Consider the following 11,620-nt stretch of genomic DNA (forward strand, 5'->3'; position numbering starts at 1 on the left):
CGCCCTGAAAAAAAGTTACTACCGTTCATCATTCCTTAACGCAATACAACCGCTCCTAATGCCGGTAGATGCACTTTCAGTTGATAACATTTGGAAGGCTTGTCTACCAGTTTGCTTTGTATGGAGGGATTAAACACGTCGCCCGTTCCCCAGAATTCCTTGCTATCGCTATTGAATATTTCGGTCCACTTTCCCTTGCCGTGCACATAAATCTCCCAATCGTGGCGAACCACAGGTGTAACATTCAGTATCACCAGCACATCGTCTTTTTCTTTTTTACCCTTTCGCTTGTATACCATCACCGAATCACTGCGGTGGTTCAGATCCACCCATTCAAAACCACCTGGTTCAAATTGCTTTTCATACAATGCGGGTTCTGATTTGTACAATTGATTCAATTGCTGCACACAATATTTCATACCGCCATGGCTTACATGCTGCAGCAATTCCCATTGCAATTCCGATTTATAATTCCATTCATTGGTAGAACCAAATTCATTTCCCATGAACAACAATTTGGCTCCCGGATGCGTAAACATATACGTATAGAGGATGCGGAGATTGGCAAACTTCTGCCACTCGTCGCCAGGCATTTTATAAATCATCGGACTCTTGCCATGTACTACTTCATCATGACTCAGCGGTAGCATGAAATTCTCATCATAGAAATACATCATGCTGAACGAAAATTTATCCTGATGAAACTGGCGGAAAATAGGATCCATTTTAAAATAGTCCAGGGTATCGTGCATCCATCCCATCATCCACTTCATACCAAAGCCAAGCCCACCTTCAAAAGTTGGCTTACTGATTTTGGGCCAGTCGGTTGCTTCTTCTGCAATTGTCTGAATATCCGGAAAGTCCCTGTAAAGGGTTTCATTCAGATCTTTAATAAAAGCAATCGCTTCAAGGTTGCCGTTACCACCGTATTCATTCGGCTCCCACTGACCTTCACTGCGGCTATAATCCAGTCGCAGCATGGAACTCACTGCGTCTACTCTTAATCCATCTGTATGAAAACAATCGCACCAGAATCGGGCACTACTAATTAAAAATGATTTTACTTCTCCGCGCTTGTAATTAAATATATAAGAGTTCCAATCCGGATGATAGCCTTTTCGCATATCTGCATACTCATAAGTATGCGTTCCATCGAACATAAATAAACCATGCGCATCATAGGGAAAGTGCGAAGGCACCCAATCTAAAATTACCCCAATACCTGCCTGATGAAAAGCATCTACTAAATACGCATATCCCTGCGGGGATCCAAATCGTGAAGTGGGCGCAAAATAGCCTGTTCCCTGGTAGCCCCAGCTTCCATCAAAGGGGTGTTCCATTACAGGCATAAACTCAACATGCGTAAAACCCATATCTTTTACATAAGGCACCAGTCTTTCTGCAATCTGTTGGTAGGTATTGTAAGATTCCTCGTCGTGTTTATCCGGCCGCATCCAGCTGGCCAGGTGCACTTCATAAACACTGTAAGGACTCTTGAGTGAATTGTGTTTTTTGCGATGCTTCATCCATTCCTGGTCCTTCCATTCATAATCCGTTTGCCAGGTAATAGAAGCAGTAAAAGGTCTTTTCTCCCAGAAATGCGCAAAAGGGTCTCCTTTGTCTAATTTGATTCCATTGAAACCATGTATATGATACTTGTAAGCTTCCCCTGCCTGAATGCCTGGAATAAATCCTTCCCAGATACCCGAATTATCCAGTCTTACTTTTAACGGATGACTGGTTTTATCCCAGTTATTAAAATAGCCGGTCACAGAAATAAAAGTGGCATTCGGCGCCCACACGGCAAAATAAGTTCCCAGCACACCCAGCACTTCTAACTGTTTGTTACCAAAGAACTTATAGAGCTGGTAATGCGTCCCGTTCTGAAAATTCCGGACATCTGCTTCTGAAAACAAAGAATAGTTCCATACTGCTTGTTGCGTATCAACAAAATGCGTCTCTTCAAATTTCTTCTGGGCTTCCTTTGCAACTTTTGTATTAGGGGCTGCTCTTTTATTCGATTTTGTTGAATCAGACATATGATAAAATTATTTAACAGAAATATATGATGAATGGAAAATTTCTGTCATAAGTTTTATGGAATTTACAACAAAATTCATCTAAAGACGAATTAACTGCATTTATGACCAAACTAACATTGGTAGCAATCTTTTTATTTGCTGCCATCTCCAACGGGTTTTCTCAGGAAACCGGATCAGTCAAAGGAACGGTAACTGATACCCTGAACAAACAAAACTTAACCAATGCTGTGGTTGCCGTATTAAGGGCCAAAGATTCTGTATTGGTAAAGTATACACGCACAACCAAAGAGGGACAATTTAATTTGCCTGACCTCTCAGCCGGCAAATACATTGTAATGGTCTCTTACCCTGCTTATGCCGATTACGTGGATGTAATTTCTGTTACGGGGGGATCCACAACCGACTTAGGCAAAGTACCCGTTATCACCAAAGCCACACTGTTGCAGGAAGTAATTGTTCGGCAAACCATCGGTTCCATTCGAGTTAAAGGAGACACAACAGAATACAAAGCAGACAGTTTCAAAGTAAGCGCCAATGCCGATGTACAGGAGCTTTTACGCAAAATGCCTGGCATTCAGGTAAACAGCAAAGGGGAAATTACCGCTCAGGGAGAAAGAGTGCAAAAAGTGCTGGTGGATGGTGAAGAGTTCTTCAGCGATGACCCTGCCGTTGTTACCAAAAATCTTAGAGCCGATGCAGTTGACAAAGTGCAGTCCTTCGATAAAAAAAGTGATCAGGCAGTGTTTACAGGTATTGATGACGGACAGAAAATTAAAACCCTGAACCTTACTTTGAAAGAAGACAAGAAGAAAGGGTATTTTGGCAAAGCCGAAGCTGGTGGTGATTTTGATAAATATGGATATGGAAAATTATTAGCCAATTCATTCAAGGGTAAAAGAAAAATTTCAGGATACTTAACTACCGACAATACCAAATTTGAATCCCTCAATTGGAATGAAAACCAGAACTACGGAGGGAATTCAAATATGACCACTGAAATGACTGACGATGGCGGCATTATGATGTGGAGCTCTGGTGATGAATTTAGCTGGGGAACAGGTTTCCCAAATTCGGTAACGGGTGGGTTGCATTTTAGTAATAAATGGAATAAAGACAAACACAATTCTAATAATACTTACCAATACAATCAATTGGATGTGAGAGGCGTGAATACCAATAAAACTCAGAACATCCTACCAGGAGCCGACTTAATAAGTACCAGTGTTCAAAATCAAGCCAGCAGCAGAAAAAGAAATAAACTAACCAGCACTTATGAGTGGCAGATAGATTCTACCAGTTCCTTAAAAATTACTGCGAGAGGATCCATTGTTAATAGCAACACCAGTTCAACCTATTTTGGTCGTACCATCAATAGCGATAGTATTTTATTAAACCAGAGTAATCGGGCTACATCTACGGTAGATGAAAACAAAACCATGAACTCAACCATTTTTTATCGCAAAAGATTCAAAAAAATGGGCCGTACTATTTCTTGGAACAATGAAATAAACTACAATGACAGAGCAGATGATGGATTTTTAACAGCAGACAATATCTTTTATGATGCTTTGGGTAATATGGTAAGAAGAGATAATGTTGACCAACAAAAGACCAATAAACAAATTGCTACTACTATTAATTCTACCATCAACTATACAGAACCACTTTGGAAAAATACTTTTCTGGTATTGAATTACAAACTGAGTGTAAGTAGAAACGATGCAGAGCGGAATACCTTTGCAAAAAACGCAGCAAACAATAAGTATGAGAATTTGGTAGATACTTTAAGTAATCATTTCATCTTCAACACAACCGGTCATAGTGGAAGTGTAAACCTTCGTTACAATGTAAAGAAATTTAATTTTTCTATCGGTACTGGTTTAGGAACAGTTAATTACCGACTGAATGACATTGTTAAAAAAACGGACCGCAATGTAATTTTCAACAATTTTATTCCTGCAGTAACATTTAATTTTACTCCGAAACAACAAAGAAGATTTAATTTTTCTTATAACGGTACAACAAGAAATCCTTCTCTTGCACAAATACAACCGATTATTGATAATATAGACCCGCTAAACTTAACTATTGGTAACCCGAACTTAAAGCAATCCTTTGTGCACCAATTTAACCTGGGAGGTTCTGACTATAAAGTATTAAAAAGCAGAAGAATCAGCTTTAACATCAACTTCTCTAAAACTGAAAATGCCATTTCCAATTCAAGTTTTGTAGATAACCAGGGTAGAAGAATTAACCAGGCAATAAACGTAGCCGGAAATTACAGTTTGAGTGGAAGGGTTGGATATGGATTCGAGATAATTCCTTCTCTGAATATCGGGGTAGATATTAGTCCCAGAATCAACCAATTTGCCAATAGGGTTAATGGAATTGATAATATAACTAAAAACAGAGCCACTGATTTCAGTTTAAATATTGGGTACTGGGGAGATAAATGGATTAATTTTTATGCATACGGAAGTGCAATACACAATAATTCCACTACTTCCATTCGTCCGGATGTTAGCACTAAATTCTGGTCTTATAATGCATACGCCAATATGCAGTTTAAGTTAAAAAAAATAAAGACTTATATCGACTTCGATTTAAATGCCAATATTTACCAGAAGACTGCTGTATTTGCTGATCAGAGAGATGTGTATATTTTGAATGCTTCTGTTAGAAAGGTAATTTCCAAAAATGATCAATGGGAAATTAAAGCCTCTGTAAACGATCTTCTAAATCAAAACTTAGGCATCAATCGAAATGCATCCAGCAATTTTATTACAGAAACAACCAATCAAACCATTCAACGCTATTTCTTATTTTCTTTAATCTGGAATTTCAGTAAAAATGGTAAACCTAATGAAGGATTTTAATATGAAAAAGATCAACATCATTTGTATATTTTTATTTTTTAGCACGTATTTATGTGCTCAGGTTCAATTTATTCAGTCAGGAAGAATTGAATTTGAAAAAAGAGTCAACCAGCATGCGCCCATTTTAGATGAAGGAGAAAATATGTGGACTGCTGAAATGCTCAAACAGATACCCAAATTTGTATCTGATGTTTACGAACTCAAGTTTACTACAGACAAATCAGTTTATAAATTAGCAAAGGAAAATCCCAATAACAAGTATATGTGGGGTACTAAACCTGTTGACACCGATGTGAGTGTTCAGGATTTAAAAAAAGGTATTTCCATTAGTCAAAAAGAAGTATTTGAAAATACTTATTTAATCAAAGACAGCAGCCGTACCTGGGAATGGAAAATAGCGGAAGAAACCAGAGAAATTGCAGGCTTTGAATGTAGAAAAGCCGTTACCAAAATTTGTGATTCGGTTTATGTAGTTGCGTTTTACACCGATCAAATTCCGGTAAGTGCAGGTCCGGAAAGCTTTGGTGGCCTCCCGGGAATGATACTGGGATTAGCTGTACCCAGATTGAATACCACCTGGTTTGCAACCAAACTGGAATTGGTAACACCAACAGCAAATGAACTCAATGTAAAACAAAAGGGAAAACAAATAGGTAGAACACAACTAACCACAGAACTATCTAAAGCATTAAAAGACTGGGGAAAGGAAGGAGCCAGAAAAATGTGGGTTGCCCAATTGTAAATTAGTGTCCACATTCAATGGCATCCGCACCATGTATAGCTTTATGTAAATAAGGACTCACAAATGGGATATCCAGGTTCAAACCGCGAAGAATTAATAGTATTCCAATGATTAAGGATAGCACCGGAATGAGTTTTCGCATTTGCTGACGGAATTCACCAGATAAAGATTGTGCGGCAAGCACCAGTAATAGCATAGCGGGAACAGTACCTAATCCAAAACTACCCATGAACAATACTGACTCTGTAATGGTATGAGCTACCAGAGAAGCAGCCATTGCGGTGTAAACAAGGCCACAGGGTAAGAATCCATTGAGTACACCAAAGATATACATGGTAGGTGCTGACCTTTTTTGCAAGATGGATTGCATAGTGGTGATTTGCCACTGCTTGAAACCATTCAGAAAGGGTAAATCAAGTTTAGTAAACAGCCGGGGCAACAATACAGACAACACAATAAAAGAACCCAATACAATAGAAAGAATCTGGGTAAGTCCGAACCAATTCAGGCCTCTCCCGAAAACACCAGCTATAATCCCAATGAGCATATAACTGCTAATTCTTCCGAAATGATACCCTCCTATTGCAAGTGCTTTTTGCCAACCAGTAAATTGCTGAAAGGGCAAGGATAGGGCTAAAGGTCCGCACATACCAACACAATGCACACTTCCTGCGAAACCTAAAATAAATCCTGAAAATAAAAGGACTTCCATAATTAAGGAATAAAGATCACTTCTTCAGCGTAGTAATTAATACCCGCACTGGTAAAACTGATCTTAGCAATATATTTTCCTTTGTTAAATGAAGAAACCGGAAAAATATAAACTCCGTTGCCGGATGCAGCTAAAGGCCATTTTTTATCTGACTTCTCGGAAGCCGGATTGTAAAAATGGATTTCCGCATTGGTGATGGCGGTTGTTAACGTTGAATCGATGGTCAGAAAAACCTGACCTTCCTTTTTATTAATGGAGATTTTTTGCTTTAATGCATTGGCATTGGCGGTAGCTTGTAACTTTCCGTTGAATGCCATTTCCTTTTCATAATAATTAGACTCCACCATTTCAATATCTACCTGCATGGTTTTCCATACAAGAAATAGTATAAATGCCACTCCGGCACCAAATGGTTTTCCTGCATCCCCTGCCCCGGTACACGTAAAATTGTTGCATCAAAAGTGGTTCGGGTTACAATTAATACCCCAAGTAAAACCATCAATACTGCCAATACACCTGAATAAGCTTTGATACGATAGGTGAATTCAAATTTCTTGCCGGATGCAATCTGGTTTTCAGAAGCATAAGTTATCAGATTTTCAGGCCTGTTTACTTTCTTCATCATCATATTGCAGGCATCTATACAGGCCGTGCAATTGATACACTCCAGCTGAGTACCATTTCGAATATCAATATTGGTAGGACAAACATTCACACACATGCCGCAATCAATACAGTCCCCTGCTCCTTCAGTAGCTTTCTTTTTATTCCTTGGCTCCCCTCTTAAATAGTCATAGGCAACAACAATCGAATTCTTGTCGAGTAAAACGCCTTGCAGTCTGCCGTAAGGGCAAATGACCGTACAAACAATTTCACGCACAAATGCATACACAGAATAAAAAACCAGCGTGAAAAACACAATGGCAATAAAGCCGCCAATATGTTCAGATACGGGGTCAGAAATAATTTTAAATAGCTGTTCAGTTCCAACTATATAAGCCAGAAAGGTATTGGAAATGGTGAAACTCAGTAATAAAAATACAATATGCTTAATGGTCTTTCTGATGTACAATTCAGTAGTCCATTTCTTGCCATTATTTATTTTCTGCTTATTCCCGTCACCTTCAATCAGGTATTCAATTTTGCGGAAAATCATTTCCATGAATATGGTTTGTGGACAAACCCATCCACAGAAGAATCGGCCGTAAATCAAGGTGAAAATGACTACAAATAAAATGAAAATAATCATGCCCAGACCAAACATGATAAAATCCTGTGGTGTAAAGAGTGAGCCGAAAAAAGTAAATTCTCCCTGAGGAATATTAAACTGAAATAAGGGGTTTCCATCAATGCGCATAAAAGGCATGGTGAAAAATAAAATCACATATACATAACTCAAATAAGTTCTATAGCGGTAAAATTTCCCCTTGGGTTGCAAGGCATAAATCCAGTTTCTTTTTCCTTTACTGTTTACCGTTGAGTGTAAACTTCGAAAATCTGGTTGGTTCGGCTCACTCATAATCTATCTTTATTTTACTTCATTGCAGGGGCAGATGTAGAATCAGCAGGAGCCGCAGCGCCTTGTTCTACAAACAATTCTCCCTGCTTCTCCTTGGCTGGCTGAGGATTGGTTCCCTGTAAAGATTTTACATAACTCGCAATTTGAGCAATCTGAACAGGAGAATAGTCATCCTTCCAGCTCTTCATACCTTTCTCAGGCCAGCCATATTTAATGCTATAGAAAATCCCTTTAATGTCTCCTTTATGCAACCAGTAATCATCTGTTAAATTAGGACCAATACCAGGTGCGCCATTCACGATACCACTTCCGTTTTCTGCATGACAGGTTGCACAAGCGCCTGGTTTAATATACAATTCCTTACCTTTTGCTATATCATCAGCACCCAACATTTTCACGGTATTTTCATCCACATTGTTCGCAGACTTCTCCAGATAAGCAGCCTGTTCTGTGGCCGCTTTTTCCAAATCCAAGGCCAGTTCCTGTTGTTGCAATGGTTTGGTTCCAGCGATATGATAGTTGTATAAATACACCGCACCGAATATAATGCTGATAGCAAATCCCCACTTCCACCAAACCGGCACTTCATTGTCCAGTTCTTTAATTCCATCGTAATCATGACCCAAATCCAAACGGGCCACATCTTCTTCTGTATTGCGATTGTACAAACGATCGAACCAGGAAACTTTCTCTTTCTCTACTACAGGCTCTCCGGCAGCAGCGGCCATTTTCAATGCATCTTTTTTCAAAAAGGTACGAATACCATTGGCAAAATAAATAATGATGATCATTTCAATGGCAACAATAAATGCCAGTAGCTGAACAATGGTTTCAGAAACTACAGTAGGTGTTCCGGCAGGTACATTTTTAGCTTGTGCAAACAATGAACCGGCAGACACCAATAACATTACTGCAGTTAATGCCGCAGCTTTTCCTGCCCCTGATTGCTTCTGCTGATCCATCTTATTTTTAATGGCAAGTACAAATACATTGCCCAACATATAAATCACGATGGCCAGTAAACCAATAACGGTTAATAAAACATAAGCAACGGTTGAATCATAAAAAACTTCTTTGGGTGCAGCAGGCGCCGCAGCTTCTGCAGCATCCTGTGCCCAAATGATATTCGCAGCCAGACTGGCCAGCAAAAGCAGCAACATTCTCTGAAAGGCGGCTTTGTAATTTTTATTATATGTGATAGTGGTAAACATAAAATTATTTTTATTAGTCATTGATGGGTATTTGACTATTCTTTTCCATTTTTTCTTTATTAGCAGAAAAAACATACCAGGTAACAACAGCAAAGAATAGAGTAAATATGACCAATGATATCATTGGATAAATATTCACGTTATCGATGGTTGTTACATAATTTTTAAATTTCATACAAATGAATTTTAGTGTAAGCTTTTAATTTCTGCTTCAGGCGCTTTTTTCAGATCGGCACCCAGTCTTTGTAAATAAGCAATCAATGCTATGATTTCTTTTCCACTCTGAGCCTTGATATTATTTGCCTTTAAATCTGCAGCAATTTCATCAGCCTGCATTTTTAAATCGTTGTTCGCTTTCTGATCGTAGCCTTCAGGATAAGGAACGCCAAGTGTTTGCATCGCTCTTATTTTTCCTGGAGTAGTGCTGATATCTAAATCGTTATCCAGTAACCATGGATAAGGAGGCATGATAGATCCCTGAGAAATTTCTTCAGGATCATTCATATGACGATAATGCCAGCTATTAGGATATTTATTTGCCAGGCGGGCCAAATCCGGACCGGTACGCTTACTACCCCACTGGAATGGATGGTCGTATACAGATTCACCGGCTTTGGAATAATCACCATAACGGGCTACTTCATCTCTGAAAGGACGAACCATTTGTGAGTGACAGGTATAACATCCTTCTCTGATATAGATATCCCTACCCTGTAATTCAAGTGGAGTATAAGGCTTAACCGTACTGATAGTAGGCACATTCTCCTTCACAATAAAGGTTGGGATAATTTCAATAGCACCCCCTACAGATACCACAATTAAGCTCATTACAAGCATTTGTACAGGTCTTCTTTCAATGATAGAATGCCAGTATGCTTTTCCTGCAGGTAATGGTTGTGAAGACAAAGCAGGTGCTTCACTGGTTTCTTCAGCAATGAATGATCCGGCTTTAGCTGTTTTAATTAAATTAATCACAAGCAATACAGCTCCGGTTAAATAAATGGTTCCACCAATACCTCTAACAATATACATAGGAATAATACGGGTAACGGTTTCAAGGAACTGGAATTTCAACTGACCTTCCGGAGTAAACTGTTTCCACATCAAGGCCTGAGAAACGGCAGCCCAGTACATAGGAATGGCGTATAATAATATACCTACGGTACCAATTAAGAAATGGGTATTGGCCATTTTAACGGAATACAATTTGGTATTGTATAAACGCGGAACTAACCAATACAACATACCAAAAATCAGGAATCCGTTCCAGCCCAAAGCTCCTACGTGAACGTGAGCAACAATCCAGTCGGTATAGTGTGCAAATCCATTTACATTTTTCAAAGACAACATCGGGCCTTCAAAAGTGCTCATACCATAACAGGTAAGTGCCACCACAAACATTTTTAAAATGGGATCTTCTTTTACTTTATCCCAGGCACCTCTTAAGGTGAAAATACCATTCAACATACCTCCCCAGCTGGGTAGAATCAGCATCACACTAAATACAACTCCCAAGGACTGCGCCCAATCAGGTAAAGCGGTATATAACAAGTGGTGAGGACCAGCCCAGATATAAATGAAAATCAAAGCCCAGAAGTGAATGATACTCCATTTGTAGGAATAAACTGGTCTTCCGGCTGCTTTAGGAATAAAATAATACATGATACCCAACATTGGGGTTGTAAGGAAAAATGCCACGGCATTGTGTCCATACCACCACTGAACCAGTGCATCCTGAACACCTGCATACCAGCTATAACTATGTGTTAATGATGTTGGCAATGCGAATGAGTTAACAATATGCAACAGTGCTACTGTAACCCAGGTACCAATAATGAACCAGATGGCTACATATAAATGACGCTCTCTTCTGGTTAGGATGGTAGCAAACATGTTAATACCAAAAATTACCCATACCAGGGTAATGGCAATATCAATGGGCCAGATTAATTCTGCATATTCCTTACCCTGGGTTAAACCCAATGGCAAAGTAACAGCAGCGGCAACAATGATTAACTGCCAGCTCCAGAAATGCAGATTGCCAAGTGCTTTGCTCCACATACTGGTTTTTAACAAACGAGGCATCATATAATATACCCCTGTGTAAATACCATTACCTACGAACGCAAAAATCACTGCATTCGTGTGAAGCGGTCTTAATCTACCAAAACTGGTTAATGAAATACCAAAATTAAGTGCCGGGTAAGCAAGCTGAAACGCAATGATTACCCCTACCAGCATCCCTACTAATGCCCACAGTACAGTGGCAAAAGCAAATTTCCGGACGATGGAATTGTCGTAAGTGAATTTTTCTAACTGCATGGTTGTTTATTTATTCTCTGTTGGTTGATGGGTTTGATCAAAAAATATTTTATTAGCGGGTGTAAATGAATCGTCGAATTGTCCTGTTTTTGAACCCCAGATAAAAGCAACCAAAAATCCGGTTGCCACCAGTAAACTGATAATTAATAACATTACGTATAGCATACATTATACGAAGTTATCGAGTCGTGGGAGG

The 11,620-nt window shown here is 39.2% G+C and carries 10 protein-coding genes; 2 read left to right on the forward strand and 8 right to left on the reverse strand.

All coding sequences use genetic code 11. The annotated features are described in order from the left end of the window. Nucleotides 1–35: 35 nt before the first annotated feature. The gene (glgB, locus tag P767_RS0106180; protein WP_026763832.1) at nt 36–2,039 is read right to left on the reverse strand and encodes a 1,4-alpha-glucan branching protein GlgB; all 2,004 of its coding nucleotides are present in this window, start codon (nt 2,037–2,039) and stop codon (nt 36–38) included. Nucleotides 2,040–2,143: 104 nt separating this feature from the next. On the opposite strand from glgB, the gene P767_RS0106185 reads away from it, so the two are divergent. Together P767_RS0106185 and P767_RS0106190 are read left to right on the forward strand one after the other, a co-directional pair. Further along, nucleotides 2,144–4,918, forward strand: a complete 2,775-nt coding sequence (locus P767_RS0106185) for a TonB-dependent receptor (protein ID WP_026763833.1) — start codon at nt 2,144–2,146, stop codon at nt 4,916–4,918. A gap of 1 nt (nt 4,919) precedes the next feature. Next, on the forward strand, nt 4,920–5,660 hold the full coding sequence (locus P767_RS0106190) for a GLPGLI family protein (protein WP_157611399.1): 741 nt from the start codon (nt 4,920–4,922) through the stop codon (nt 5,658–5,660). Nucleotide 5,661: 1 nt separating this feature from the next. Here the strand turns inward: P767_RS0106190 and P767_RS0106195 are convergent, their stop codons facing one another. From P767_RS0106195 to ccoS, 7 genes are read right to left on the reverse strand one after another with little or no spacing between them, the layout of a single operon-like run. Beyond that, nucleotides 5,662–6,372, reverse strand: coding sequence for a sulfite exporter TauE/SafE family protein (locus P767_RS0106195; protein ID WP_037351659.1), 711 nt, complete (start codon nt 6,370–6,372; stop codon nt 5,662–5,664). A gap of 2 nt (nt 6,373–6,374) precedes the next feature. Then, the gene (locus P767_RS16090; protein ID WP_037351660.1) at nt 6,375–6,737 is read right to left on the reverse strand and encodes a FixH family protein; all 363 of its coding nucleotides are present in this window, start codon (nt 6,735–6,737) and stop codon (nt 6,375–6,377) included. Then, on the reverse strand, nt 6,728–7,891 hold the full coding sequence (gene ccoG, locus P767_RS16095) for a cytochrome c oxidase accessory protein CcoG (protein WP_051417198.1): 1,164 nt from the start codon (nt 7,889–7,891) through the stop codon (nt 6,728–6,730). Before ccoG ends, P767_RS16090 begins: the two co-directional genes overlap by 10 nt. 14 nt (nt 7,892–7,905) lie before the next feature. Continuing rightward, nucleotides 7,906–9,102, reverse strand: coding sequence for a cbb3-type cytochrome c oxidase N-terminal domain-containing protein (locus tag P767_RS17565; protein ID WP_172637517.1), 1,197 nt, complete (start codon nt 9,100–9,102; stop codon nt 7,906–7,908). 13 nt (nt 9,103–9,115) lie between these two features. Next, on the reverse strand, nt 9,116–9,277 hold the full coding sequence (locus P767_RS18655; RefSeq protein WP_157611401.1) for a CcoQ/FixQ family Cbb3-type cytochrome c oxidase assembly chaperone: 162 nt from the start codon (nt 9,275–9,277) through the stop codon (nt 9,116–9,118). 11 nt (nt 9,278–9,288) lie between these two features. After that, nucleotides 9,289–11,424 (reverse strand): cytochrome-c oxidase, cbb3-type subunit I, encoded by a 2,136-nt coding sequence (gene ccoN, locus P767_RS0106210; RefSeq protein WP_026763836.1) that lies wholly within the window; start codon nt 11,422–11,424, stop codon nt 9,289–9,291. Between the two features lie 6 nt (nt 11,425–11,430). Continuing rightward, a complete protein-coding gene (gene ccoS, locus P767_RS0106215) occupies nt 11,431–11,589 on the reverse strand; it encodes a cbb3-type cytochrome oxidase assembly protein CcoS (protein ID WP_026763837.1) in 159 nt (52 codons plus the stop codon). Nucleotides 11,590–11,620: the final 31 nt, after the last annotated feature.

It is taken from the genome of Sediminibacterium salmoneum NBRC 103935, from assembly GCF_000511175.1.
GTDB lineage: Bacteria > Bacteroidota > Bacteroidia > Chitinophagales > Chitinophagaceae > Sediminibacterium > Sediminibacterium salmoneum.

Bases quoted from the DNA above. Each gene is read 5' to 3' on its own strand.
- ccoN (WP_026763836.1), bottom strand. From the start codon at position 11,424: ATGCAGTTAGAAAAATTCACTTACGACAATTCCATCGTCCGGAAATTT.
- ccoS (WP_026763837.1), bottom strand. From the start codon at position 11,589: ATGCTATACGTAATGTTATTAATTATCAGTTTACTGGTGGCAACCGGA.
- P767_RS0106190 (WP_157611399.1), top strand. From the start codon at position 4,920: ATGAAAAAGATCAACATCATTTGTATATTTTTATTTTTTAGCACGTAT.
- glgB (WP_026763832.1), bottom strand. From the start codon at position 2,039: ATGTCTGATTCAACAAAATCGAATAAAAGAGCAGCCCCTAATACAAAA.
- P767_RS17565 (WP_172637517.1), bottom strand. From the start codon at position 9,102: ATGTTTACCACTATCACATATAATAAAAATTACAAAGCCGCCTTTCAG.
- ccoG (WP_051417198.1), bottom strand. From the start codon at position 7,891: ATGAGTGAGCCGAACCAACCAGATTTTCGAAGTTTACACTCAACGGTA.
- P767_RS0106195 (WP_037351659.1), bottom strand. From the start codon at position 6,372: ATGGAAGTCCTTTTATTTTCAGGATTTATTTTAGGTTTCGCAGGAAGT.
- P767_RS16090 (WP_037351660.1), bottom strand. From the start codon at position 6,737: ATGCAGGTAGATATTGAAATGGTGGAGTCTAATTATTATGAAAAGGAA.
- P767_RS0106185 (WP_026763833.1), top strand. From the start codon at position 2,144: ATGACCAAACTAACATTGGTAGCAATCTTTTTATTTGCTGCCATCTCC.
- P767_RS18655 (WP_157611401.1), bottom strand. From the start codon at position 9,277: ATGAAATTTAAAAATTATGTAACAACCATCGATAACGTGAATATTTAT.